A 23,891-nucleotide genomic window follows, 5' to 3' on the forward strand; every position below is an offset into this window, starting at 1 on the left:
CAAGTGTACCGATGGCGGAACAGAAGTGTAAGTCAGTGCTTCCCGTGAAAGCGACCGATGCCGAGGACGATCGCCACGACGACCATGCCGAGGACGACGCCAGCGAGCGCCGAGACCGCGGTGTCGACGATCCACGTGATGACCGGGCCTGTGGCCTCGATCGTGTGCTCGATCGTGTGCAGCAGGTCGTACGGGCCGTGCCAGAAGGTCTCTGCGAGGTTCGCGATGACCAGGTGCCCGCCCACCCAGAGCATGGCCACGGTGCCGATGACGCTGATGACCCGGAAGACGGTCGGCATCGCCCGCACGATCCGTGCCCCCGCGCGTCGCGTCCGTCGGACGGAGTTCTTCATCATCTGCAGACCGACGTCGTCGATCTTCACCAGCAGGGCCACCGCGCCGTAGACGACCGCGGTCATGACGAGCCCGATCACGATGAGGGCGCCGAGCGTCGGCCAGAGCCCGAGGTCGGGGTCGAGGCCGGCCAGGGCGATGAGCATGATCTCGGTGCTCAGGATGAGGTCGGTCCGGATGGCGCCGAACACGAGCTTCGGTTCGGTGACCGAGTCGGTGGAGCCGGCGCCGTGGTGGACACCGAACCACTCGGTGACCTTCTCCGCGCCCTCGAAGCACAGGTACGTCCCGCCGATGAGCAGGAGGTACGGCAGCACCCAGGGCGCGAACGCGGTGAGCAGCAGCGCCAGCGGGATGATGATGATGAACTTGTTGAACAGGCTGCCGAGGGCGATGCGACCGACGACCGGCAGCTCTCGGGCCGGCGCGAGTCCCTGCACGTACTGCGGGGTGACCGCGGCGTCGTCGATGACGACACCGGCGGTCTTCGCACTCGCCTTCAGGGCCGCGGAGAGGATGTCGTCCACCACGGCGAGCAATCCGACTGACATGACTTCGTTCTCCGCTCGTCCGGGCCTGTGACGGTGCTCAGCGTAGTGGGCGCGGCGGACCCTGAACGCCGCCGGGGCGCCGTCCGTAGGCTGACGGCATGGCTGACTTCACCGCTGCACAGGCCGCCGTCGTGCGGATCGAACGCGCCGAGGAAGGGCGTTGGGACCTCACGGTGATCAGCGACTCGGGCGTGAAGATGGGGCACGGCGTGTACCTGTTCGACGCCGCGCACGACGACGCCGAGGACGAGCAGGCCGCCGCGCTCGACTTCGTGCGCGACTACGGCTTCCGGTTCGAGCGCGACGCCGTGCAGGCCGACGGCGCGGACGCCTACTGGGCGCCGCTGCTGCCGTCCGACCAGCAGTAGCCGACTACAGGGACGCGATCAACCGCTCGACCCGCATCCGGATGTCGTCGCGGATCGGGCGGACCTGCTCGATCCCCAGCCCGGCCGGGTCGTCGAGGTCCCAGTCCTCGTACCGCTTGCCGGGGAACACCGGGCAGGCGTCCCCGCAGCCCATGGTGATGACGACGTCCGACTCGCGCACGGTCTCGGTCTCGAGCACCGCCGGCCGGGCGCCGGCGATGTCGACGCCCTGCTCGGCCATGGCCTGCACCGCGACGAAGTTGACCTGGTCGGCGGGCTCGCTGCCGGCGGAGAACACCCGGACGCGATCACCGGCGAGTTGCTGCAGCCACCCTGCGGCCATCTGGGAGCGTCCGGCGTTGTGGACGCACACGAACAGGACGGCGGGGCGATCGGTCATGCGCCCATCATCCCAGCGCTGACGCCTCGAACCCGATCAGCCACGTGACACCGAACGCGTCCCGCACGGTGCCGTCCCAGTCGCCCCACGGCCGTTGCTGCAGTGCATCGACGACCGTGCCGTCCTCGGCGAGCGCGTCGAACCACCGCCGCAGCACGTCGGGTTCGTCGGCCCCGAGGAGCGAGAACAGCAGGCCGGTCGCCGCGAACGGCTCGTCGGTCTCGCTCGCGTCGGCGGCGAAGAGCTGCAGCCCGCCGGTGAGCTGCCCGTGGGCGACCGCGTCTGCGGGGCCGTCGGTCCGTGAGAAGTCGGCGTAGGTCGCGATCTGGACCTCGCCGCCGAAGACACCCTGCCAGTGCTCGAGGGCCTGCCTGGCGGTGCCGGCGAACTGGAAGTACGGCGACGGTCCGGTGACGTTCATGCCCGGACGATACCGCCGGACGACGGCGCCCGTCCGCTCGTCAGGGGCTCGGTGCGATGCCGTCGAACGCGCGTCGCAGGATCGCGGCCGCGTCGGGGTCGTCGCCCGTGGCCCAGGTGGTGATCGCCACGTCGAAGCACCCGAGGGCTGCCTGCACGAGGACCCGTGCCCGCAGGTCGGCGTCGGGACCGTGGAGCTGCTCGACGACGAGGGGCGTCAGGGCGTCCGCCCAGGCCTGGTGCTTCTCGAGGTTCCGTGCGCGCAGTGACGCGGTGCTCGTCATCACGCGGACGGACCGTCGACCGGTCTCGGGGTCGTCGGTGCTGCCGCGCTCGAGCATCTCGGCGAACGACTCGCGCAGCGCGGGCCACACCGGCTGGGTGGTCGACCGCGACCGGAACGCCTCGGCGAGGGCGTCCCGGTGTCGCGCCGGGTCGCCGATGACGGCGTCCTCCTTGGCGGGGAAGTACCGGTGGAAGCTCCGCGCCGAGATCCCCACCTCGGCGGCGACCTGTTCCACGGTGACGTTGTCGAACCCGTCGGTGTCGAACCGCTCGATTGCCACGGCGGCGATGCGCGCGCGGACGGCATCGCGGGTGATGTCCCGCAGGCCGGTTCGCACGTCGCTCACGGGGCCGATCGTACCGCGACGTCATCTTCGGTCCTAGTTGTCAGACTCTGACAGTAGTGGCGTACAGTGCCACTCGCATGACCACCACACGTCACGAAGGGACGGCACCATGCAGCAACGCACCCTCGGCCGACAGGGCCTCTCCGTCAGCGCCATCGGCTACGGCGCCATGGGTACCACGTTCGCGTACGGGCCCGGCGACGACACCGAGTCCGTCGCCGCGATCCGGCACGCGCACGAACTCGGCGTCACGCACTTCGACACGGCCGAGCTGTACGGCTGGGGGACCGGCGAGCGGCTCCTCGGCGCGGCGCTCGCCCCGATCCGCGACGAAGTGACGATCGCCACGAAGTTCGGGTTCACGCCCGAGGCCTACGCACCGGACTCCCGACCGGAGCACATCCGGCAGGTGGTGGACGCGAGCCTGCAGAACCTCGGCACCGACTCGATCGACCTGCTCTACCAGCACGTCCACGACCCGGCTGTCTCGATCGAGGACGTCGTCGGCGTGATGCAGGAGTTCGTGCAGGCCGGCAAGGTCCGGTACCTCGGCCTGTCGAACACCGATGCCGAGCAGATCCGCCGTGCCCATGCGGTCCACCCGATCTCGGCGTTCCAGACCGAGTACTCCGTCTTCTCGCGGGAGTCCGAGGCGCTCTTCCCCCTCGTCGACGAGCTCGGTATCGGCGTGGTCGCGTACTCGCCCTTGGCGCGCGGGTTCCTGAGCGGTGCCGTGCAGCCCGCGAGTGCCTACGCGGCCGACGACATCCGCCAGCAGCTCGAGTGGTGGGCGCCGGAGCACTTCGACGCGAACGTCGCCGTCGTCACCGCACTCACCGAGATCGCCGACGCGAAGGGCGTCTCGCTCTCGCAGCTCGCGTTGGCCTGGATCCTGGCGAAGCGCGCCGACCTGGTCCCGATCCCCGGATCGCGCAACCCCGGACGCGTCGCCGAGAACGTCGCCGCCGCCGAGGTGCGGCTCACTGACGACGAGGTGGCGCGCATCGACGCGCTGTCGCGTGACGTCCGTGGGAAGCGCGCGATGGGCTGAGCCCGGCCGGGTGCCGGACGGGAGGCCCGTGGCACGCTCGCCACGGGCCTCCCGTCCGTCCGGTGGTCGTGTCCAGGGCGCGTCTCAGGCGAGCAGGGCGAGTGCGCGGTCCACGACGTCCTCCGGTCGGCCGTCGCCGTGCAGCGCCCACCAGGTGAGGGCCGCACTCGCCGCGGCCGCCAGGGCGTGCGCACGCACCGACACCGCGAGGTCGTCGGGCGTCGCGCCGTCCCGCTCGGCCACGAACCGGACGATCGCGTCGGTCAGGGTCGTGACCGTGGCCGCGCCGACGTGCTCGAGCGAGGGGTTCGCCCGGATGACACGGAGTCGGTGGCGGGTGACCTCGACGGCGTCGTCGGGGAAGGTCGCGCCGATCCGGTACGCCGCGCGGAGGGCGTCCGACGACGACTCCGTGGACGGCCGCTGTCGGAGCGCGTCACCGAACCGCGAGGCGAACTCGTCGAGCCCGCCCCAGACGAGCGCCGCCTTGTTCGGGAACAGCCGGAACAACGACCGGCGGCTCACGCCGGCAGCTGCGGCGACGTCGTCCATCGACACGGCGTCGAAGCCCTGCTCGTCGAACAGCCGCAGCGCCACGAGGGACACCGCGTCCGGGTCGATCGTGCGGGGGCGTCCCGTCGGTCGATCGCTCGTCGGCCGGTCGCTCGTCGGGCGCATGGAGTCCTTTCGGCACTGAGTGCTATAACCATCGTGGCGCAGCGAGCGCCTCTCAGTGAGGAGACGACATGACCGACACCACCGCCGGACGTTTCACCGGCAGGACCATCATCGTCACCGGGGCGGGTTCCGGCATCGGACGCGCCACGGCGACGCGCATCGCGAACGAGGGCGGGCGGGTGATCGCGACCGACGTCGTCGCCGAACGCCTCGACGCGCTCCGCTCCGAACTCGAGGGCCTCGAACTCGAGACCGTCGTCGGCGACGTCGCCGCGACCGAGACCATCGACGCACTCATCGCGGCAGCGGGTGATCGCATCGATGGACTGGCGAACGTCGCCGGCATCATGGACGCCTTCCTGCCGCCGAGCGAGGTCGACGACGCCACCTGGGACCGCGTCTTCAGCGTCAACGTCACCGGACCGATGCGCCTCACCCGCGCCGTCCTGCCGCACATGATCGCCGCCGGCCGCGGCGCCGTCGTGAACGTCGCGTCCGAGGCCGCACTCCGCGCCTCGGCAGCGGGTGCCGCGTACACGGCGTCGAAGCACGCGATCGCCGGGTTCACCAAGAGCGTGGCGTTCTTCCACGGGCCGCAGGGCATCCGGGCCAACGCGGTCGCGCCGGGCGCGGTCGCGACGAACATCGAGGCGCCGATGCGCAGCGAGTACGCCGCCAGCCGGGTCGGTCCCATCATGCAGGTCGCCATCCCGCCGGTGGCGCAGCCGGAGCATCTCGCAGCGGCCATCACCTGGCTGCTCAGCGACGACTCCGCCAACGTGAACGGCGCCGTGCTGCCGAGCGACGGCGGGTGGTCGGTCGTCTGACGCGGGAGTCCCTCGAGACGCAGTCGTCGTGTCCAGACGCCTCGGAGAACGGCGGCGTCTCGAGCGTTCGGCGGCGTCTCGGTGAGACGACGGCGTCTCGAGATGTCCCGCCCGCCTACACTGCCGACATGACCGAGGTCCCCGTCGCGCGCTCCGAGTGGGGCCGGTTCGCCCCCGACTCCGTCGAACGCCGGATGCTCGAGCACACCGGCACCGCCCTCGGCCTCGTCCTCCGCCCGCGCACCGTCGTGCTCGACCGCGCCCGGGTCGAGGTCGAGGGCATCGACGACGCCGACCGTGTCGTCGTGCAGCTCGTCGCGAACCAGGGCGCCTACAAGCCCGCCTGGCGCAACAAGGTGATGGCGGACCTGTTCAAGCTGCTGTGGCTGCGGCAGTCGGTCCCCGGCGTGGAACGAGCAGTGCTCGTCGTCGCTGAACCCGCGGCGAGGGCGCTCGCCGGGTGGGTGGCGGTGGCCGCCGAGGACCTCGGCGTCGAGGTGCTCGTCTGGGACGGGCAGACCGCGGTGCCCTCGCCGCGCTGAGCCCAGTCGACCCGACCCGCGCACTCGTTCACACGTTCGCAACACATGTGGTCCGACTCCGTAACACGGGCGTCCTAGCCTCGACACCAGCAGCGGATTTCCGCGTCGCAGACCAACCCGAGCTCGCGACGCACGCTCTCCGCCATACGAGACCGAGCCTGCGTGCTCGCCGACGGTATGGAGGAACGGATGACCACATCAGCGGTCCGCGTGGACGCGGTGCGCAAGGTCTACGGCAGCGGCCCGAGCGCCATGGTGGCCCTCGACGACGTCGAGTTGACCATCGAACCCGGGAAGTTCGTGTCGCTCATCGGCCCGAGCGGCTGCGGGAAGTCGACGCTGCTCCGCCTGGTGGCCGGGCTCGAGCCCGCCGACCGCGGTGACGTCCGGGTGCACGGTGTCACGCCGGCCCAGGCCTGCGCGGCGAAGCTCATCGGACTCGTGCCCCAGGCACCGGCGCTGCTGCCCTGGCTCACCGTGCTGCAGAACGTGTCGCTCGCCGGGCGCGTGAACCCGGGTGCCGGTCGTCGCCGCGCGGCCATCGAGGACCTCGAGGAGCGCACGACCGGCACCGGCCCGGACATGCGCGAACTCCTGCGGATGGCGGGACTCGGCGAGGCGATGGACAAGCTCCCCGCACAGCTGTCCGGCGGCATGCAGCAGCGTGCCGCGATCGTCCGGGCCTTCGGCCTGCGCCCCGACGTCCTGCTGATGGACGAGCCGTTCTCGGCGCTCGACGAGTTCACCCGCGAGAGCCTGCAGGACCAGCTGCTCGACCTGTGGGACGAGCTGCGCACGACGGTGCTCTTCGTGACGCACTCGGTGTCCGAAGCCGTCCGGATGTCGGACACCGTCGTCGTGATGGCGCCGCGCCCCGGCCGGATCGTCGACGTCATCGACATCGACCTGCCCCGCCCGCGCAACCAGCGATTGTTCGAGGCACAGCGGTTCCACGAGTACGAAGACCTGGTCCGGACCCGGTTGCACAGCGCCTGGCGCATGACCGATGCGGCCTGAGGGAGACGGGACCATGAGCGCCACCACCACCTCCACGCCCGCCGCGACCGCCACCACGGCCGACGCCGAACGACGCACCGCCCGCCGACCGGTGCCCGGTTGGCTCCGACCGACCGTCTGGTTGCCCCTCGTCGTGATGCTCGCCGTCCTGGCGGTGCTCTGGCAGATCGGCGCGACGGCGATGCCGTACCTGCTGCCGCCGTTGCCCGCGGTGGGGGAGACCCTCGCCACGCAGCTGCCCTACTACCTGCAGAACGCCGGCATCACCCTGGCGGAGTCGCTCGTCGGCCTGGCCATCGGGTTCCTCGCCGCCTTCGTGCTCGCGGTGCTGACGAGTGAGCTGCCGATCGTCCGCCGTGCGGTCATGCCGATCGCCATCGTGCTGAACGTCACGCCCCTCGTCGCGATCGCTCCGGCCCTGGTGGTGGCGTTCGGGTTCGGGCCGCTGCCGAAGCTCGTCATCACGGCGCTCATCTGCTTCTTCCCGATCCTGATCAACACCGCCGCGGGCCTGCGGTCCGTGCCGCAGCCCGTGCTGCAGGTGTACAAGACGATCGATGCCTCCCGGTTCGAGATGCTCGTGCACCTGCGGATCCCGAACGCCCTGCCGTTCGTGTTCGCAGCGCTCCGGATCGTGTTCCCGCTGTCGATCATCGGCGCGGTCGTCGCGGAGCTCTCCGCCTCGGGTTCCACCGGCGGCCTCGGCACCGTGATCAGCACGGCGTCGTCGATGAACCAGCTCGACGTCGTCTACGCGGCGATCGCGATCCTCGCGGTGATGGGCGTGGTCCTGCTCGGACTCATCACGGTCGTCGAGCGGCGCGTCCTGCACTGGCACCGCACCGCGAACGACTGACGCGCGGTCTGCCGGCCCCACCACGCGGCCGCCCCGCGGCCCTGCCGCACCACCCGCCGGCGCGAGCCTGCCCGCGCGACGTCAGCCGCGCCTCCAGGCCGACGTCAGGCGACCCACCGACCCACCCGCACCACCTGCACCCGCACCCGCCCTGCACCACCCATCCCTTCCCACAGGAGTGACCATGCAGCACCGCACCATGCAGCACAGCACCATGCACCGCACCACGCACCGCACCAAGGCCGCACTCGCGGCCCTCGCCACCGCCGTCGTCGCCCTCGCGCTCACCGGCTGCAGCACCGGCTCGAGCGCCGGCACCACCTCGTCCGAGGGCAGCGCGATCTCGGCCGAGCGGTGCAAGGAGAACCAGGACGCCGGCAAGATCACCTACCTGTCCGGCTACCAGTACCAGTCGTCGGCGTCGATCCTCGAGTACATCGCGGCGGACGAGCTCGGCTACTTCAAGGACCTCTGCCTCGACGTGACCCTCAAGCCGGGCTCGGGTGACACCGCCCAGAACACGAAGCTCCTCGCCAGCGGCCAGGCCACCGTGTCCGCCGTCGCCGAGCAGGACCTCATCCAGGCCCGCGCGAACGGCATCGACATCACCGGGATCTCGTCGTACTCGAACGCCGGCCTCGACGTCCTGATGACGAACGAGGACATCACGAAGCTGCCGCAGCTCGACGGCCAGGTCGTCGGCCACAAGGGCTACGTCCCCGCGTCGGTCCGGGCGATGATGGAGAAGGCCGGCGTCGAGTGGGACTCCCTGACGCTCGTCAAGGAGGGCTACGACCCGTCCGTCCTGCCCCGCAAGCAGAACGGCCTCGAGGCGCTGACCGGCTTCGTGTCGAACGAGCCGAACCTGCTGAAGGCCGCCGGTGACGACGTCACCGTCTGGCAGCCCGTCGACTACGGCATCCCCTCGTCGATCGGCGCGATGGCCGTCAACCCCGCCTTCGCGAAGGCGCACCCGACCGCGGTCGAGGACGTCCTGCGCGCAGCCCTGCACGCCTACGACTTCTGCTCCGCGAGCGAGGCGAAGACCAAGCAGTGCGTTGGGTACGCCGCCAAGCTGTCCGGCGCGACCTACGACACCGCCCAGAACACCAAGATCTGGACCACCGAGACGAAGGTCATCGCGGACAACCCGACGCCGGACCAGCCCCTCGGCGGGATCGACCCGGAGAACGTGACCAAGCTCGTCGACATGCTGCACCAGTTCGACATCGTCAAGAGCTCCGTGACCGCCGACGACGCGAAGAGCTGGTTCACGAACGAGTACATCGACGCCATCACGAAGGACGGCGAGACCGTGTGGCCGGCACCGTGAGTCCCTTCGCCACCGAGTGTTCCGCAACGACCAGAAAGGCGGCGTGAGATGCCCGCGAAGGAGTACGGGATCTTCCTCCCGATCGGCAACGGCGGGTGGATGCTCTCCACCACGGCACCCCACCCCGAGGCGACCTACGCCTGGAACAAGCGGGCGGCGCTGCACGCCGAGACGATCGGCCTGGACTTCGTCATGTCGATGGCGAAGTGGCGCGGCTTCGGCGGCTCCACCGACCACTGGGGCCGCTCCCTGGAGTCGATGACGATGATGGCCGGCATCGCCGAGGCCACCGAGCGGGTCAAGATCTGGGCGACGATGCACGCCAACGTCCACAACCCGGCGGTCGCCGCGAAGATGTACACGACGCTGCAGGACGTCTCCGGCGGCCGGGCCGGCATGAACATCGTCAACGGGGCCTACGCGGCGGAGTTCGAGCAGTTCGGGATCTGGGACGCGGCCCTCAGCCACGCCGACCGGTACCGGATGACGGAGCTCTGGACCGAGGCGGTCACGCGCCTGTGGACCGAGGACAGCGTGACGATGCACACGCCGTACTTCGACCTCGACGCGTGCGAGTCCCGCCCCCACCCCGCATCGCGGCCGACCATCATCAGCGCTGGCAAGTCCGAGGCAGCCCGGGCGTTCCAGGCGAAGCACGCCGACGGCGCCTTCCTGGCCGCGGACAGCCTGGACGAGATGCGCGACCTGTCCCGCGACGTCCACGACCGTGCCGCCGCCGAGGGACGCGAGTGCCGCACCTACTCGATGCTCACGGTCGTGCAGGGCGAGACCGACGCCGCCGCGCAGCGGAAGGTGCGCGAGTGGGGTGCCGGCGTCGACCGCGAAGCACTGGCCTCGATGCGGGCGTCGTGGGGCGTCCCCGCCGAGCAGGCGCGTGCCTGGGCGGACGGTGCTGCCGGTGAGGACGCGTTCCAGACCGCGTACGTCGCCGGGTCCGCCGAGACCGTCACCGAGCACATCGAGTACATCGTCGACCGGGGCGAGCTCGACGGCCTGATGCTGATCTTCCCCGAGTACGACCAGGACATGGTGCTGTTCGGGGAGACCGTCCTGCCGGCGCTCCGCCAGCACGACGCGGCGGTCGTCCGGTGACCGGGGGACTCGACGCGGGTCGCGACCCGCGGCTCGCACAGTTGGTGTCATCAGCGCTCCCGCCCGCGCTCGTCGTCGTCGACGTGCAGCGCGACTTCGGTGAGCCGGCCCGGATCGCCCCGTACGGACTCGACGACCGCGCGTCCGTCGCCGTGGACGCCGCCGTCACCCGCATCGGCTCGCTCGTCGACGAGGCCCGCGCAGCGGGCGTCCCCGTCGTCTGGGTCGAACTCGGCAGCGACCCGGCGCGGCCGTGGCGCTCCAGCACGTGGCTGCGCGGGGGCGACCCGGCCGGACCCATGCCGGACGACGAGCCGTGCCGGATCGGCACGGAGGGCGCCGAGTGGTACCGAACGGCGCCCGCCCCCGGTGAGACACGCGTCGTCAAGCGCGGCTACAGCGGGTTCCTGGGCACCGACCTGGAGGCCCGGCTCACCGCCGCAGGGATCGGCTGGGTCACCGTCGTGGGACTCACGACCGAGTGCTGCGTCCTCGCCACCGCACAGGACGCGATGCAGCTCGGCTGGCCCGTGGTGGTCCCGCAGGACGCCACCGCCGCGTACGACACCGACGTGCACGACGCCGCACTGACGCTGATCGACCTCAACGTGGGCGTCGTGACCGACGCCGACGAGGCGGTGGCGCTGTGGCGCGCGGCTGCTGACGCACCGTCTGGGTTCTCGTCTGCGTCTGCGTCCGCGTCCGCGTCTGCGGCTGCGGCTGCGTCCGCGTCTGCGGCTGCGTCCGCTTCGCCGGTGGGTTCGCGATGAGCGGCATGCACCTGGCCTACGACCTGTCCTTCACCCACACCGAGGGGCGGTGGGCAGCCGCCGGCAGCTGGGTCGGCCAGGACTTCCCCGACGTCCGCATGTACATGGAGGTCGCCCGGACCGCCGAGCGCGCAGGCGTCGACATGCTGTTCTTCGGCGACGGGTCCGGTGTGCCGAGCACGTGGCGCGGCAGCATCGACCCGGCCGTCGAGTGGGGCATCCAGTGGCCCCGGCAGGACATGTCGCCCGTGATCGCCGCGATGTCCACCGTCACGGAGCACATCGGGTTCGGGCTCACCTACTCGTCCACGTTCACCCACCCCTTCTCCGTCGCCCGACTGCTCAACTCGCTCGACCACGTCACGGGCGGGCGGATGGCGTTCAACGTCGTCGCCTCGTCGCGGGGCGCGGACGCGGCGAACTACGGGTCCGACCACCTGATCGACCACGACCTGCGGTACGAACGGATGGAGGAGTTCATCGGCGTCTGCCGTGCGCTCTGGGACTCCGTCGCCCCCGACGCGATCGTCCGCGACCGCGCGACGGGGCGGTTCGCCGACCCGGCCGGGGTGCACCCGATCGACCACGACGGCCGCTTCTTCAAGGTGCGCGGCCCGCTCGCGAGCGTCCCGAGTCCGCAGCGGCACCCCGTCGTCGTGCAGGCCGGCAGCTCGCCGCGCGGCATCGCCGCCAGTGCGTCGTTCGCCGACCTGGTGTTCGGGTTCGGATCGAGCGTCGCCGGACAGCTCCGGCACCGGAACGCCCTCGACGCAGCGCTCACCGACGCCGGTCGGGACCCGTCCGGCGTCGGGATCCTCTGGGCGACCCAGGTCATCGTCGGCGCCACCGACGCCGAGGCCGCCGCCCGCCGTGACTCGTTGCTGTCGTTCTGGAACCGCGAGGCCGTCGGCACCTTCATCTCGCACAACGCCGGGTACGACTTCTCCACGCTCCCGGAGACGTTCCGCCTCGGCGAGCTGCGCGACGAGATCGTCGCCGCGCAGGCGAGCCCGGCTGGCCTGGTCGGCAGCCTGGTCGCCGAGTTCGGCGAGGACCACACCATGGAGCGCGACGACTTCTTCGAGCACGGCTGGCGTGCCGCGACGGGCCTCGACCACATGCTGGTCGGCGACGCCGCGGGGGTCGCCGACGCCCTGCAGGAGAACTTCGCGGCCACCGGCGGACGCGGCGGCTACATGCTGTCCAGCCCGCTCGGCATGCCCACCGGGTTCGCCGACCTGAGCGAGCTGCTCGTGCCGGAGCTGCGTGCCCGAGGTGCCCTGGCGCCGCGGTACCCGGGGTCGACGCTCCGCGAGAACCTGGCGGTGTGAGGTGACCCCGGCCCGTCGGTGGCTCGCGCTCGGCGGGCTCTGCCTCGGCTTCTTCATGCTGCTGCTGGACAGCACGATCGTGTCCGTCGCCCTGCCGGACATCGGCAGCGACCTCGGCACCGAGGCGTCGCAGTCGGTCTGGGTGAACAGCGCCTACCTGTTCGCGTTCGCCGTGCCGCTCCTCGTCGCCGGACGGCTCGGCGATCGCTTCGGGCACCGCCGGGTCTACCTGCTCGGGCTCGCGGTGTTCACCGTCGCGTCGGTCGGGTGCGCGTTCGCACCGGGCATCGGCGGGCTCATCGTCTGGCGCGCCGTGCAGGGCGTCGGTGCCGCACTGCTCACACCCCAGTGCCTGACCGTGATCCGGTCGTTGTTCGAACCACCCCGGCTCGCCGTCGCGCTCGCCGTCTGGAGCGCCGGCGGCGGCGCGGCGACCGTCGCCGGGCCGATCGTCGGCGGCGTGCTCGTCGAGGCGTGGGGGTGGCCGTCGGTCTTCCTGGTGAACGTGCCCGTCGGCATCGTCACCGCCGTCGCCGTGCTCCGGTTCGTGCCGGTGTCCCGACGCATCGCGGTGCCCCTGCCGGTGCTCGCCGTCGTCGGGGTGACCGCCGGGGTGTTCGCGGTCGTCGTCGGTGTCCAGGGCACGGGCGACGGCGTCCTCGCCGCACCCCTGCCGCGGGCCGGCCTGGTGGTGCTCGGCGCACTCGTCGTCGCTGCGGTGCTCACGGTGCAGCGCCGCGCGGGGGACCGGGCGCTCGTCCCGCTCGGGTTGTTCCGCGACCGCGGGTTCGTGACCGGTTCGTGGGGCGCGACCGCCGCGTCGTTCTGCGTCGGCTCCGCCCCGATCCCGCTCATGCTCGACCTGCAGGACGGACGTGGTCTCGGACCGGGGGCCGCGGCCCTCGTACTTGTGCCGATGGGGGTCGCCTGCCTGGCCGCCGCACCGTTCGTCGGCCGCACGACGAACACCGCGGGCCCCCGTGCGACGGCGACCATCGGCGCCGTCCTGCTCGTCGTCTCGGTGGCACTGACCGCCGTCCTCATCGGGACCGCCGCACCCCTCTGGGCGGTGGCGACGGCGTTCACCGGCTTCGGGGTCGCGAACGCGTTCGTCTGGTCGCCGTTCTCGCTCGCGGCGGTGCTCGGCGCCGGACCGGCGACCATCGGTGCGGCGTCGAGCACCTTCAACACCGTGAAGCAGCTCGGTGCCGTCCTGGGCAGCACGGTCACCGCCGTGCTGCTCGCGGTGTCGACCGACGCGGTGGCCCTCGGTGCCCTGGCGCTGGCGGCCCTCGGGGCACTCGTGGCGGCGGCGTCCCTGCCGGGTCGCGCACCGGTGGTCCTGACCGGCGCGGTCGTGCACGGCGCCGGGGTCGGGCACGGGCTCGGGTTCCCGACCGCCAACCTGCTGCCCGACGACGCGGGCGCTGTTCCGTCGGACGGGGTCTACGTCGGCTGGCTCACCGCGCCGACGTGGTCCGGTGCCCGTGAGGCGCTCGTGTCGATCGGCAGCAACAGCACCTTCGCCGACCGGCCGCGCACCGTCGAGATCCACGTGCTCGACTTCGACGGCGACCTGTACGGCACCCCTGTCGAGCTCACCGTCGGCCGTCGGCTCCGGCGGCAGCGCACGTTCCCCGGGCCGGACGCCCTCGTCGCCGCGATGCGTGCCGACGAGCGCCGTGCCCGCACCCTGCTCGCCCGCTCCTGAACGAAGGAACCACCATGCAGCACGACTTCATCGACGACCCGCTCGACATCCGTGAGGCGATCGCCGAGGTCCCCTCCGTCGTGGCCGCCATCGCGGCCCGGGTCGAGGGCGTGCCGGTCGTCATGGTGGCGACGTCGTTCACCGTCGGGGTCTCGTACGACCCGCCGCTCGCGACGATCGCCGTGCAGCACTCGTCGACGACCTGGCCGGACCTGGCCGGGGCGCCGGTGCTCGGCATCTCCGTCCTCGCCGAGGGCCACGCGGCGCAGACCCGGCAGCTGGCCTCCCGCGATCGGTCCCAGCGACTGGTCGGCGTGCCGTCCACGGACACCGGGGCGGGAGCGATCCTGCTCGACGGCGCGCACTCGTGGCTGGAGTGCTCGGTCGAGGCCGTCCACCGCGCGGGCGACCACGACATCGTGGTGCTGCGGGTGCTCCGCTTCGCCCGCGACTCCGCGAACGCCGCACTCGTCTGGCACCGACCGTCGCGGCGGCCAGCAGGCGTCGCCACCGCCTGACGTTCCTTCCCCAGAACGCGTGCGATGGAAAGCGGAATCGGGCGTACCTGGTCAGAAGTTCCGACCCGGTACGCCCGAAACGACTCGGTACGCCTCGCGCGGCGCCCCGTCAGGAGGCCAGCGCCGCCATCTCGCGCACCACGGCCCGGAGCCGCACCGCGAGCTCGTCGTTGCTCCGCACGGAGTCGCGGTGGGCGGCCTCGCTGAGCGCCGACATCACGAGCGTCACCGCCGTGCGAGCGGTCTGGTCGTCGGTCCTGGTGCCGACGACGCTGAGGAGGGACTGGCGTGATTCGGCCATCCACTGCATCACCATCGAGGACATCTCGGGCCGGAGCACCAGCAGTTCCTTCATCCGGCGGCGGTCCTGGGACAGCGGCACGGTCGCCGCGACGAGGGTGCAGAGGTCGTCGACCAGGCCGCCACGAGCCTCGGTGAACCATGCTGCGGAGGGCTCCGGGACCTCGACGGAGTCGAGTCCGAGGGCGGCGTGCGCCTTGGACGAGAAGTAGTTGAAGAAGGTGCGGGGCGAGACGTCGGCATCGGCGCAGATCTGCTCGATGGTGACGCCGTCCAGCCCGTGCGCTGACACCAGCGTCAGGGCCGCGTCGTGCAGCGCCTGCCGGGTCTGCTGCTTCTTGCGCTCCCGCAGGGTGCACGGCTCCGTCGCCACTGCAGCTGCCGGGGTGGTGATCACGTGGACTCCTGGTGGTGGGGGTTGGTGGGCCGCCCGTGCCGGAAAGGGGGCACGGCACGGACGGCCCGGTCGGTCACCGACGGTGCGTCGGTGTGGATCCGGTCGAACCCGAGCCGGTCGGCACCGAGCCGGTCGGCACGGACCCGGTCATCGGACCGGTGAACGAGCCGGCGTCGGCAGCGGCGGCGCCGGCCTCGGCCTCGAGCTGGGCCTCGGCGGACAGGTCGGCACGCTCCTGCAGGGCGGAGCGCTGGCGCAGCGGCGGCACCCGGAAGAACCAGGTGAGCACGAACGCGAGCAGGATCACGCCGAGGCCGACCCAGTAGATCGTCACGGACGAGGCGTTGAAGCCCGCCATGAACGGCCGGGTCAGGCGGCTGTCGGCACCGGTCAGGAACGAGGTGTCGTTCGTGCTGGTGGCGCTGTCGCTCGTGGTGTTGCCGTCGTCGATCTTCTTCGCGAGCTCCGGGGTGAGCTCGTCGACCCAGTACGAGCGCTGCGAGGCGTTCGACCAGTCGACGGACACGGTGCCGTCCTGCACGCTGGCGTGTGCCTGGTCGGCGACCTGCTCGAGCGCGGACTGCTCGGCCGCCGGCGTCGCCGCTGCGACCTGCTGGTCGATGACGGACTGGGCCGAGGCGGCGGGGACCGCACCGGCGGCGACCTGCTGCTGCACGGCTGCCGTGACCTGCTCGGTGACCGCGGCGTCGGCGGCCTGCGTCGCCTTCGCGGAGGCAGCGTCGAGCTGCGACTGCACGGTCTTCGTCAGCGGGGTGACGACGGGCGTCCAGATCTTGTCCATCGCACCCTGGTTCGCCTTCGCACTGGCGACGGTGGGGTTGAGCGCGGCGTCGAGCGCCGGGCCGAGGTCCTTCTCGTTCGCGGTGGCGTGCAGGATGTTCGCCGGCATCACCGAGAACAGGATGGACAGCAGGACCGCGGTGCCGAGCGTTCCACCGATCTGCCGGAAGAACGTGGCGGACGACGTGGCGACGCCCATGTCACGGGCCTCGACGGAGCCCTGTGAGGCCAGGGTCAGCGACTGCATGACCGAGCCGAGGCCGAGGCCGATCAGGAACATGCCGATCATCAGGAACCAGAGCGGCTTGTCGATCGACATGAAGGTCAGGACGACGTAGCCGGCGGACACGAGCGCGGTGCCGATGACCGGGAAGATCCGGTAGCGGCCGACACGGGCGACGATCTGACCGCTCGTGATCGAGGCGATCATGAGACCGCCGACCAGCGGGAGCGTGGCGAAGCCGGACTCGGTCGGGGTGAGCCCCACGACGATCTGCAGGTAGAGCGGGATGGTGAGCATCGCACCGAACATCGCGAAGCCGACCAGGAACCCGATGACGGTCGCCATCGAGAACGTGCCCGAGCGGAAGAGCTTGAGCGGGATGATCGCCGCGTCGCCCATCTTCGACTCGATGAGCAGCAGCCCGATCAGGCCGACGACCCCGACGACGTAGCAGGCGATGGCGGCGGGGGAGCCCCAGCCCCAGATGCGGCCCTGTTCGGCGACGAGCAGCAGCGGCACGAGGGTGACGATGACGGCGGTCGCGCCCCACCAGTCGACCTTGGGCTTCGCGTCGTCGGCACTGTGCACCTTCGGCAGGTGCAGGAAGACGATGACCATGAGGAGCGCGGCGACACCGATCGGCACGTTGATCAGCAGGACCCAGCGCCATCCCGTGATCCACAGGATCTCGGAGGAACCGGCGAGCAGCCCGCCGATGAGCGGCCCGATGACGGACGAGATGCCGAACACGGCGAGGAAGTAGCCCTGGTACTTGGCACGTTCGCGCGGGGCGAGGATGTCGCCCATGATCGCGAGCGGCAGCGACATGAGCGCACCGGCGCCGATGCCCTGCACGGCGCGGAAGGCCGCGAGCATGAGCATCGAGGTGGACATCGACGACAGGACGGCGCCGAGGATGAACACGACGATGCCGAAGATGTAGAGGGGGCGGCGGCCGAAGATGTCGGAGAGCTTGCCGTAGATCGGCGTCGCGATCGTCGAGGTGATCAGGTAGGCCGTGGTCACCCAGGCCTGCTGGTCGAGGCCGTGCAGGTCGTCGCCGATGGTGCGGATCGCCGTGCCGAACACCGTCTGGCCGAGGGACGACAGGAACATGCCCGCCATCAGGCCGTAGATCACCAGGAGGATCTGGCGGTGGGTCATCAGGGGCTGCGGGCCGGTACCGCCGGAGGCTGCTGGGGCCTCGGCGCTGTGCCGACCGTGCTGCACCTGGACGGGTGCGGTGGCGGTCATCGAACTCCTTTTTCGTGCTGTGTAACTTTGCAGACCGCGCAACGATACATCTGTTGCTTCCAGCAAGCAACTAAATGTGCCCACTACGCTGGCCCCATGTCCGACGAGCGGCGTGCTGCCGAGCGACTCCTGCGATCCCAGCTCGACCGGCTGTGGGTCCGGCAGACCCTGCGTTCCTCGCTCATCGAGTCCCGCGGCGGGCTCGACCCGACGGCGCGGGTGATCCTGCGGGCCGTCGCCGGTCACGGACCCGTCCGGGCGACGGCCATCGCCGACGCGACGGGCCTGTCCCGCCCGGTGATCAGCCGCCGGGTGGCGTCGCTCGTCGAGGCCGAGCACCTGGTCGGCTCGCCGGACCCCGCCGACGGCCGAGCGACCCTGGTCTCGCTCGCACCCGCGGGCAAGCAGCTGCTCGACCAGCTCGACGCCGCCGGTGCGGAGGTCTTCGACGACCTGACCGAGGAGTTCGCGTCGGACGAGCTGCGCTCGCTCGCCGAGATGCTCACGCGGCTGAACGACCGGGCCGACGCGGTCCTCGGGATCGGCACCACACGCCCGTGACGTGACCACGACATGACCGGGAGGAACGGGGCGGGCCCGCCCCGTTCCTCCCGTCCGGACGCCCTCCGGTCACTGCGGAGCGTGCATTCGAGATACCGTTGGTGTATGAGCACGGACACCGCCACCACCACCGAGACCACCGACGAGGGGCCCGTGGTGACCTTCGCCGATCTCGGCCTGAGCGATGCTGTGCTCAAGGCCGTCAAGGACATCGGCTACGAAACCCCTTCCGCCATCCAGGAAGCCACCATCCCCACACTGCTCGACGGCCGCGACGTCGTCGGCCTCGCGCAGACCGGAACCGGCAAGACCGCCGCCTTCGCGCTGCCGATCCTGTCCCGCATGGAGCCCGGCAGCAAGAAGCCGCAGGCCCTCGTGCTGTCCCCGACGCGCGAGCTCGCCCTGCAGGTGTGCGAGGCGTTCGAGCAGTTCGCGTCGCACATGAAGCACGTCCACGTCCTGCCGGTCTACGGCGGTCAGGCGTACGGCGTGCAGCTGTCCGCCCTGCGCCGCGGCGTCGACGTCATCGTCGGCACGCCCGGTCGCATCATGGACCACCTGGCGAAGGGCACGCTCGACCTGTCCGAGCTGAAGTACCTCGTGCTCGACGAGGCCGACGAGATGCTCAAGATGGGCTTCGCCGAGGACGTCGAGACGATCCTGGCGGACACCCCCGACGACAAGCAGGTCGCCCTCTTCTCCGCGACCATGCCCGCCCAGATCCGCCGCATCTCGCAGCAGTACCTGACGGACCCGGCCGAGATCACCGTCAAGACCAAGACGAAGACCGCCGCGAACATCACGCAGCGCTACCTGATGGTCTCGTACCCGCAGAAGGTCGACGCCCTGACCCGCATCCTCGAGGTCGAGGACTTCGAGGGCATGATCATCTTCGTCCGCACCAAGAGCGAGACCGAGACCCTGGCCGAGAAGCTCCGTGCCCGTGGCTACGCCGCAGCCGCCATCAGCGGTGACGTCGCCCAGGCCCAGCGCGAGCGGACCGTCAACCAGCTGAAGTCCGGCAAGCTCGACATCCTCGTCGCCACCGACGTCGCCGCCCGTGGCCTCGACGTCGACCGCATCACCCACGTCGTGAACTACGACATCCCGGTCGACATCGAGTCCTACGTGCACCGCATCGGCCGCACGGGGCGTGCCGGCCGCTCGGGTGACTCGATCAGCTTCGTCACCCCCCGCGAGCGTCGCCTGCTCTCCGCGATCGAGCGCCACACGAAGCAGCCGCTCACCCAGATGCAGCTGCCGACGATCGACGACGTCAACGAGACGCGCCTGACCCGCTTCGACGACGCGATCACCGCGGCGCTCGAGGACCAGGGTCGCATCGCCGCCTTCCGCGACGTCATCGCGCACTACGTCGAGCACCACGACGTCCCCTCGGACGACGTCGCCGCCGCCCTGGCCGTCGTGGCGCAGGGCGACTCGCCGCTGCTCCTGACCGCAGCCGACGACGCCCTCCGCACGCAGATGGAGCGCGATGCCCGCCGTGGCGAGCGCGACGACCGCGGTGCGCGTGACGACCGCGGCCCGCGCAGCGACCGTGGCGGCGACCGTGACCGGGACCGCGCGCCCCGCCGTTCGCAGCCGATGACCGCCTACCGCATCGAGGTCGGCCGCCGCCACCGCGTCGAGCCGCGCCAGATCGTCGGTGCCCTCGCCAACGAGGGCGGCCTGCGCCGCGACGACTTCGGTGCGATCCGCATCCAGCCGGACTTCTCGATCGTCGAGCTGCCCGCCGACATGGACGGCGGCGTGCTCGACCGCCTGACCGACACCCGGATCAGCGGCAAGCTCATCGAGATCAAGCCCGACCGCCGTGGTGGTGGCCGCCGCGACGAGCGTCCGGAGCGCAAGCCCCGCTACTGACGCGAGTCGCGTCCTCGACGCGACCACCTGCTGACGGGAGGTGGGCCCCACCAGCCGGTACCGGCGCACCGCGCCAGCGGGGTGACGGCCGAGCCTGGAGGGACGGTGCCAGCTGGCACCGCGCCTCCCGTCCGTCCGTGTGGTGACGTTCCGCGCATGGGGTGACGTTCCGCGCGTTGGATGCAGGAAGTCCTGACCTCCCACGCGCGATTCGGCCTCCGATCGCGAGTGCGATGGGACGTTCCGCTGCGCAGCCTTGCGGTGCGGGGAACCGCACATCACGCCCGGACCCGTTCCCCTGGCTCACGAGCGGTGCTGTGATACCGGAAGCCGTGACGCAGGGAGCCGCGGAGAAGACAGGGGAACGCACGTGTACCGAGCACTCATCACCGTCGCAGCAGCGGCGGCGCTCGTCATCGGGGGAGTGGCGCCGGCGACGGCTGCCCCCTCGTCTCCGTCCTCGGCGCCGGGTGCGCCGACCTCCGTCCGGGTCTCGGGGGCTGCCGACAGCGCCACCGTCACCTGGGGTGCCCCGAAGTCCGGCGCGAAGGTCACCGGGTGGACCGTGGCGATCGCCCCCGTGCAGCAGCAGCCCGACGCCGGCGTCGACCGACTGCCGGCGAAGGCACGGTCCGACCGGTTCGGTGACCTCACCCCGAAGACGACCTACACGTTCTCGGTGCGGGCGGTCAGCGGCAAGATGACCGGGCGCGCGGTGGCCGTCCGCTACACGGCACCGGCCGTCGTGGAGACGACGCAGTCGCTGTTCGCCCTCGACGCGTCCGGCAACGTCGTGCGGTTCGCCGAGGACGGTTCCGGCACCGGGAAGGTCGTCGCGGCGAACGGGACGGGCTTCGCCGCGGACGACGTCGGTGACGTGTTCACCCCGTCGGCCGACCACACCTCCATCCTGTTCCACCCCGCTGACGGCAGCGCGGCGCGGACCCTGGCGACCGGCCTGCACCTGACGCCCGACCTGCGTTCCGACGTCGCCGGCAACCTGTACTGGATCGACTCGGTGAACGGTTCGGTGCAGAAGCTCCCCGTCGGCAGCTCCACCGCGGCCACGGCCGTCACGTTCCCGGCCGCGCAGAACTCGGCGTCCCGATCCCAGTGGGCCGTCGGCCGTGACGGCACCGTCTCCGCCTACACGAGCACGGCCACCGGGGGCCTGGTCAACACCGCCAGCCCGACGGCCACCGTGACGAAGCGGACGGTGGCGTTCCCCGCCGGCCAGACGTACGGGTACCTGTCCGGGCTGCTCGCAGACGGGTCCGGAACCCTCTACGTGTCCTTCCAGTCGCCGGGCGGCTCGGGGTACTTCGGCTGGTACGCCCTGCCCGCCCGCGCCACGGCGTTCACCGTGATCGAGCCGCGGATCGCGTTCGAGTACGCGGCGGTCAACTCGACCGACCTCACGATCCTGCAGTCCGCGCAGTGGTGCGCCGCGATCAGCGAGGGGAGCCCCGGCGGCTGCCACGTCGACCGGACCCTGACGCACCAGTTCGTCCGCAACGCCTCCGGCGCGACCACCGAGCGCACGACGAGCGGGATCACCGCGAACGGTCGTGCACCGTACGTCGGGGCGACGGATGCCCAGGGCGACGTCTTCGTCGCCATCGACGGCGGCGCGACGCCGGGGCTCTGGCGCGTGCCGGCCTCCGGCGGGGCTGCGCAGCAGCTGTCGTCGGCGCAGTACTCGCGGCTGCTGGTGATCTGACCGGCAGACCGAGGCAGGACGGGGTGGGACGCAACGGCGCGTCCCACCCCGTCCTGTGTCGCGGGCGCTGGCGGCGTGCGGGACGTGCGGGCCCCAGGTTCCAAAGTATTGGATCCTCGACGCTCCCTGCGCTGATCCGTGGAACCTCGGCGGCGCACCTGCGGCGTGGTGTGGAACCTCGGCGCCACCACGCCCCGCCCGGCACCCCGCCCGGCACCCCGCCCGGCACCCCGCCCGGCACCCCGCCCGGCACCCCGCCCGGCACCCCGCCCGGCACCCCGCGCACCGCGCCCCGCCCGCCGCACCCCGCCCGCCGCACCCCGCCCACCGCACCCCACCCGCCTCACGCCACCCCCTCGACCGTCCGGCGACACACCTCGTCCCACGGGGTCGGCTCGATGCCGAACGCCGCGCGGCTCTCGGCATCGTCGACCACGTACGGTGCGGTCCACTGGTAGCTCATCTCGGCGAGCTCCCGCATCGTCGGCGACACGAGCCCGAGCGCACGGATCGCCCCCGCGGGCATCCGGTGGACGGCTACCGGTGGCTTGCCGGCCGCGGCCAGCACCTCGGTCAGCGCCTGCCGCTGGGTACGAGGAGCGTTGCTCGGCACCATCCACGTGCGGCCGTGCGCGCCCTCGTCCGAGGCCGCCGCCACCAGGGTCCTGGCGACGTCGAGCACGTCGGTGAAGGTGTGTGGCCGGTCGGTCCTGCCGATCATCGTCACGGCCTTCCCCTGCAGTGCGGCCGGCAGCACACGCGTGACGTGCCCGTTCGCCCCGATGCCCGGCCCGACGTAGTCCGAAGCGCGGACCTCGACCGTGCGGATGCGTCCGGCACGGTGCGCAGCCAGGGCGTCGGCCCACAGCCGTGCGCGGAGGATCCCCTTATGGTCGGTTGCCGCGTCCGGGGTGTCGGCGCGCATCGGGCCGTCGACCGGGCCGTACGGGTACAGGTTCCCGGTGATGGCGTAGACGGCCCCGGTCCGCTCGGCAGCGGTCAGCATCGACGCCGCGAGCGGTGGCCAGGTGCGCTCCCACTGGGTGTAGTCGCCCGGGTTCGCGCAGTTGTACAGCACGGCGGCGCCGTCGGCTGCCCGGGTGAGCGCCTTGGCGTCGGAGGCGTCGAGCGCGACGTGATCGGCCCCGGACAGGCCGGTGTCACGACCCGAGCGCGTGGCGACCGTGACGTGCTCGCCGCGTTCGGCGAGCAGCGCGGCGACGTGGCGGCCCACCGGACCGGCGCCGATGACGAGGTGGTCGTGTGACATGGGTTCCTGCTTCCCTCGGTGTGCGAGAGCGAAGCTCTCGGTGAGCGAGAGCGGTGCTCTCGCAACCAGGATGCGCGTCCGGCGACGAAAGAGCAAGAGCACTGCTCTCATTTGTGTGCAGTGCTCTCGTGTGGCATGGTGACCGGATGGCACCGACAGCACGCGAGCTCGCCCGGCAGACGATCCGGGCGGACATCCTGGCCGCCGCGCGCACCCGCCTCACCGACGAGGGGCCCGCAGCGCTCAGCCTCCGAGCCGTCGCCCGCGACGTCGGCATGGTGTCGTCCGCGGTGTACCGCTACTTCCCGAGTCGCGACGACCTGCTGACGGCGCTGCTCATCGTCGACTACGACGAACTCGGCGCAGCTGTCGAGGCTGCTGACGCCGCGGCCGGCCCGGAACCGGGTGCACGCTGGGTCGCCGCGTGCCGCGCGATCCGATCGTGGTCCGTCGCGCACCCGGGCGACTTCGCGCTGCTGTTCGGGTCGCCCGTGCCGGGCTACGTCGCACCGCGCGAGACGGTCGTGCCCGCCGCGCGGACGACGCTCGCGCTGGTGCGGGTGGTGGCCGACGCGGTCGCGCCCGGCGGGGACGTCACGTCGGCGTCGGGGGCGGACGGGAGGCCCGGATCACCCGCCGCGCCCACTGCAGCTCCCGGGGTGGCCGGCCCCGCAGTCGCAGACGCAGTGACCACCCTGCGGTCGTTCGGCATCGCACTGCCCGACGAGGTCCTGGTCCGCACCCTGATGGCCTGGTCGACGGTGTTCGGGACGATCTCGTTCGAGCTCTTCGGCCACTTCGTCGGCTCGGTGTCCGACGGCGCCGCCTACTTCGACCAGGTGGTCGCCCGGCTCGCCGACGACCTCGGATTCGCCGCCGCGTTCTGACCCGGTCGTGCGGTCGCCCCGGGCCGTTGTCCACGACTCGCACTCGGGGCCTGACAGAGTGCCGGTCACTGCGGTAGACAGGTCCCTACGCCGAGGTCGTGCCCGACGACCGGAGCGGACGG

Annotated in this window: 24 protein-coding genes; 16 read left to right on the forward strand and 8 right to left on the reverse strand. The window is 71.5% G+C overall.

All coding sequences use genetic code 11. The features are described from left to right. Positions 1-32: 32 nt before the first annotated feature. A complete protein-coding gene (locus EDF40_RS02690) occupies positions 33-905 on the reverse strand; it encodes a DUF808 domain-containing protein (RefSeq protein WP_123340564.1) in 873 nt (290 codons plus the stop codon). Between the two features lie 98 nt (positions 906-1,003). On the opposite strand from EDF40_RS02690, the gene EDF40_RS02695 reads away from it, so the two are divergent. Then, the gene (locus EDF40_RS02695) at positions 1,004-1,273 is read left to right on the forward strand and encodes a hypothetical protein (RefSeq protein WP_123294645.1); all 270 of its coding nucleotides are present in this window, start codon (positions 1,004-1,006) and stop codon (positions 1,271-1,273) included. Between the two features lie 4 nt (positions 1,274-1,277). Here the strand turns inward: EDF40_RS02695 and EDF40_RS02700 are convergent, their stop codons facing one another. From EDF40_RS02700 to EDF40_RS02710, 3 genes are read right to left on the reverse strand one after another with little or no spacing between them, the layout of a single operon-like run. Beyond that, positions 1,278-1,673 (reverse strand): arsenate reductase ArsC, encoded by a 396-nt coding sequence (locus EDF40_RS02700; RefSeq protein WP_123340565.1) that lies wholly within the window; start codon positions 1,671-1,673, stop codon positions 1,278-1,280. A 7-nt stretch (positions 1,674-1,680) separates the two neighbouring features. Further along, a complete protein-coding gene (locus tag EDF40_RS02705; protein WP_123340566.1) occupies positions 1,681-2,094 on the reverse strand; it encodes a VOC family protein in 414 nt (137 codons plus the stop codon). Positions 2,095-2,134: 40 nt separating this feature from the next. Further along, on the reverse strand, positions 2,135-2,725 hold the full coding sequence (locus tag EDF40_RS02710) for a TetR family transcriptional regulator (RefSeq protein WP_185002691.1): 591 nt from the start codon (positions 2,723-2,725) through the stop codon (positions 2,135-2,137). A gap of 109 nt (positions 2,726-2,834) precedes the next feature. Between EDF40_RS02710 and EDF40_RS02715 the strand changes: the two genes are divergently transcribed. Beyond that, on the forward strand, positions 2,835-3,776 hold the full coding sequence (locus EDF40_RS02715) for an aldo/keto reductase (protein ID WP_123340568.1): 942 nt from the start codon (positions 2,835-2,837) through the stop codon (positions 3,774-3,776). An 84-nt stretch (positions 3,777-3,860) separates the two neighbouring features. On the opposite strand, the gene EDF40_RS02720 is transcribed toward EDF40_RS02715, so the two are convergent. Further along, positions 3,861-4,454 (reverse strand): TetR family transcriptional regulator, encoded by a 594-nt coding sequence (locus tag EDF40_RS02720; protein WP_123340569.1) that lies wholly within the window; start codon positions 4,452-4,454, stop codon positions 3,861-3,863. A gap of 68 nt (positions 4,455-4,522) precedes the next feature. On the opposite strand from EDF40_RS02720, the gene EDF40_RS02725 reads away from it, so the two are divergent. The 10 genes from EDF40_RS02725 (at position 4,523) to EDF40_RS02770 (ending at position 14,472) form a co-directional block, all read left to right on the forward strand. Further along, complete coding sequence (locus EDF40_RS02725; RefSeq protein ID WP_123340570.1) at positions 4,523-5,281, forward strand: SDR family NAD(P)-dependent oxidoreductase; 759 nt, start codon at positions 4,523-4,525, stop codon at positions 5,279-5,281. A gap of 128 nt (positions 5,282-5,409) precedes the next feature. Next, positions 5,410-5,823 (forward strand): hypothetical protein, encoded by a 414-nt coding sequence (locus EDF40_RS02730; RefSeq protein ID WP_123340571.1) that lies wholly within the window; start codon positions 5,410-5,412, stop codon positions 5,821-5,823. Positions 5,824-6,012: 189 nt separating this feature from the next. Beyond that, positions 6,013-6,840, forward strand: a complete 828-nt coding sequence (locus tag EDF40_RS02735) for an ABC transporter ATP-binding protein (protein WP_123340770.1) — start codon at positions 6,013-6,015, stop codon at positions 6,838-6,840. A gap of 13 nt (positions 6,841-6,853) precedes the next feature. Further along, positions 6,854-7,696 carry an ABC transporter permease gene (locus tag EDF40_RS02740; RefSeq protein ID WP_207896064.1) on the forward strand — a complete coding sequence of 281 codons (843 nt, stop codon included), beginning with the start codon at positions 6,854-6,856 and terminating at the stop codon, positions 7,694-7,696. Positions 7,697-7,880: 184 nt separating this feature from the next. Then, positions 7,881-9,029, forward strand: a complete 1,149-nt coding sequence (locus EDF40_RS02745; RefSeq protein WP_260213465.1) for an ABC transporter substrate-binding protein — start codon at positions 7,881-7,883, stop codon at positions 9,027-9,029. Positions 9,030-9,077: 48 nt separating this feature from the next. Next, positions 9,078-10,142 (forward strand): LLM class flavin-dependent oxidoreductase, encoded by a 1,065-nt coding sequence (locus EDF40_RS02750; protein ID WP_111086881.1) that lies wholly within the window; start codon positions 9,078-9,080, stop codon positions 10,140-10,142. 44 nt (positions 10,143-10,186) lie between these two features. After that, a complete protein-coding gene (locus tag EDF40_RS02755; RefSeq protein WP_260213474.1) occupies positions 10,187-10,912 on the forward strand; it encodes a cysteine hydrolase family protein in 726 nt (241 codons plus the stop codon). Next, positions 10,909-12,243 (forward strand): NtaA/DmoA family FMN-dependent monooxygenase, encoded by a 1,335-nt coding sequence (locus tag EDF40_RS02760; RefSeq protein WP_123340573.1) that lies wholly within the window; start codon positions 10,909-10,911, stop codon positions 12,241-12,243. Before EDF40_RS02755 ends, EDF40_RS02760 begins: the two co-directional genes overlap by 4 nt. A 1-nt stretch (position 12,244) precedes the next feature. After that, positions 12,245-13,954 (forward strand): MDR family MFS transporter, encoded by a 1,710-nt coding sequence (locus tag EDF40_RS02765; protein WP_260213483.1) that lies wholly within the window; start codon positions 12,245-12,247, stop codon positions 13,952-13,954. Positions 13,955-13,968: 14 nt separating this feature from the next. Then, positions 13,969-14,472 carry a flavin reductase family protein gene (locus EDF40_RS02770; RefSeq protein WP_123340574.1) on the forward strand — a complete coding sequence of 168 codons (504 nt, stop codon included), beginning with the start codon at positions 13,969-13,971 and terminating at the stop codon, positions 14,470-14,472. 109 nt (positions 14,473-14,581) lie between these two features. Here EDF40_RS02770 and EDF40_RS02775 read toward each other — a convergent pair whose 3' ends face one another. Together EDF40_RS02775 and EDF40_RS02780 are read right to left on the reverse strand one after the other, a co-directional pair. Next, positions 14,582-15,169, reverse strand: coding sequence for a TetR/AcrR family transcriptional regulator (locus tag EDF40_RS02775; RefSeq protein WP_123340575.1), 588 nt, complete (start codon positions 15,167-15,169; stop codon positions 14,582-14,584). A gap of 73 nt (positions 15,170-15,242) precedes the next feature. After that, entirely contained in the window at positions 15,243-17,447 is a 2,205-nt protein-coding gene (locus tag EDF40_RS02780) for an MDR family MFS transporter (protein WP_123340576.1), read from the reverse strand. 96 nt (positions 17,448-17,543) lie between these two features. Here EDF40_RS02780 and EDF40_RS02785 point away from each other — a divergent pair, with 96 nt between their 5' ends. The 3 genes from EDF40_RS02785 (at position 17,544) to EDF40_RS02795 (ending at position 21,612) form a co-directional block, all read left to right on the forward strand. Beyond that, entirely contained in the window at positions 17,544-18,008 is a 465-nt protein-coding gene (locus EDF40_RS02785; protein WP_123340577.1) for a MarR family winged helix-turn-helix transcriptional regulator, read from the forward strand. A 105-nt stretch (positions 18,009-18,113) separates the two neighbouring features. Beyond that, positions 18,114-19,892 carry a DEAD/DEAH box helicase gene (locus EDF40_RS02790; RefSeq protein WP_123294656.1) on the forward strand — a complete coding sequence of 593 codons (1,779 nt, stop codon included), beginning with the start codon at positions 18,114-18,116 and terminating at the stop codon, positions 19,890-19,892. 370 nt (positions 19,893-20,262) lie between these two features. Next, positions 20,263-21,612, forward strand: a complete 1,350-nt coding sequence (locus EDF40_RS02795; protein ID WP_185002693.1) for a fibronectin type III domain-containing protein — start codon at positions 20,263-20,265, stop codon at positions 21,610-21,612. Between the two features lie 343 nt (positions 21,613-21,955). Here EDF40_RS02795 and EDF40_RS02800 read toward each other — a convergent pair whose 3' ends face one another. Beyond that, positions 21,956-22,882: an NAD-dependent epimerase/dehydratase family protein gene (locus tag EDF40_RS02800; protein ID WP_123340579.1), complete on the reverse strand. Its 927-nt coding sequence runs from the start codon at positions 22,880-22,882 to the stop codon at positions 21,956-21,958. Positions 22,883-23,028: 146 nt separating this feature from the next. Here EDF40_RS02800 and EDF40_RS02805 point away from each other — a divergent pair, with 146 nt between their 5' ends. Continuing rightward, positions 23,029-23,769 (forward strand): TetR/AcrR family transcriptional regulator, encoded by a 741-nt coding sequence (locus EDF40_RS02805; protein WP_123340580.1) that lies wholly within the window; start codon positions 23,029-23,031, stop codon positions 23,767-23,769. Positions 23,770-23,891: the final 122 nt, after the last annotated feature.

Origin of the sequence: Curtobacterium sp. PhB170 (assembly GCF_003752345.1) — a bacterium.
GTDB lineage: Bacteria > Actinomycetota > Actinomycetes > Actinomycetales > Microbacteriaceae > Curtobacterium.

What these genes read in the sequence shown, in the direction of transcription:
- EDF40_RS02690 (WP_123340564.1), bottom strand. Translation starts at nt 905, where the DNA reads ATGTCAGTCGGATTGCTCGCCGTGGTGGACGACATCCTCTCCGCGGCC.
- EDF40_RS02695 (WP_123294645.1), top strand. Translation starts at nt 1,004, where the DNA reads ATGGCTGACTTCACCGCTGCACAGGCCGCCGTCGTGCGGATCGAACGC.
- EDF40_RS02700 (WP_123340565.1), bottom strand. Translation starts at nt 1,673, where the DNA reads ATGACCGATCGCCCCGCCGTCCTGTTCGTGTGCGTCCACAACGCCGGA.
- EDF40_RS02705 (WP_123340566.1), bottom strand. Translation starts at nt 2,094, where the DNA reads ATGAACGTCACCGGACCGTCGCCGTACTTCCAGTTCGCCGGCACCGCC.
- EDF40_RS02715 (WP_123340568.1), top strand. Translation starts at nt 2,835, where the DNA reads ATGCAGCAACGCACCCTCGGCCGACAGGGCCTCTCCGTCAGCGCCATC.
- EDF40_RS02720 (WP_123340569.1), bottom strand. Translation starts at nt 4,454, where the DNA reads ATGCGCCCGACGAGCGACCGGCCGACGAGCGATCGACCGACGGGACGC.
- EDF40_RS02725 (WP_123340570.1), top strand. Translation starts at nt 4,523, where the DNA reads ATGACCGACACCACCGCCGGACGTTTCACCGGCAGGACCATCATCGTC.
- EDF40_RS02730 (WP_123340571.1), top strand. Translation starts at nt 5,410, where the DNA reads ATGACCGAGGTCCCCGTCGCGCGCTCCGAGTGGGGCCGGTTCGCCCCC.
- EDF40_RS02735 (WP_123340770.1), top strand. Translation starts at nt 6,013, where the DNA reads ATGACCACATCAGCGGTCCGCGTGGACGCGGTGCGCAAGGTCTACGGC.
- EDF40_RS02740 (WP_207896064.1), top strand. Translation starts at nt 6,854, where the DNA reads ATGAGCGCCACCACCACCTCCACGCCCGCCGCGACCGCCACCACGGCC.
- EDF40_RS02745 (WP_260213465.1), top strand. Translation starts at nt 7,881, where the DNA reads ATGCAGCACCGCACCATGCAGCACAGCACCATGCACCGCACCACGCAC.
- EDF40_RS02750 (WP_111086881.1), top strand. Translation starts at nt 9,078, where the DNA reads ATGCCCGCGAAGGAGTACGGGATCTTCCTCCCGATCGGCAACGGCGGG.
- EDF40_RS02760 (WP_123340573.1), top strand. Translation starts at nt 10,909, where the DNA reads ATGAGCGGCATGCACCTGGCCTACGACCTGTCCTTCACCCACACCGAG.
- EDF40_RS02770 (WP_123340574.1), top strand. Translation starts at nt 13,969, where the DNA reads ATGCAGCACGACTTCATCGACGACCCGCTCGACATCCGTGAGGCGATC.
- EDF40_RS02780 (WP_123340576.1), bottom strand. Translation starts at nt 17,447, where the DNA reads ATGACCGCCACCGCACCCGTCCAGGTGCAGCACGGTCGGCACAGCGCC.
- EDF40_RS02785 (WP_123340577.1), top strand. Translation starts at nt 17,544, where the DNA reads ATGTCCGACGAGCGGCGTGCTGCCGAGCGACTCCTGCGATCCCAGCTC.
- EDF40_RS02790 (WP_123294656.1), top strand. Translation starts at nt 18,114, where the DNA reads ATGAGCACGGACACCGCCACCACCACCGAGACCACCGACGAGGGGCCC.
- EDF40_RS02800 (WP_123340579.1), bottom strand. Translation starts at nt 22,882, where the DNA reads ATGTCACACGACCACCTCGTCATCGGCGCCGGTCCGGTGGGCCGCCAC.
- EDF40_RS02805 (WP_123340580.1), top strand. Translation starts at nt 23,029, where the DNA reads ATGGCACCGACAGCACGCGAGCTCGCCCGGCAGACGATCCGGGCGGAC.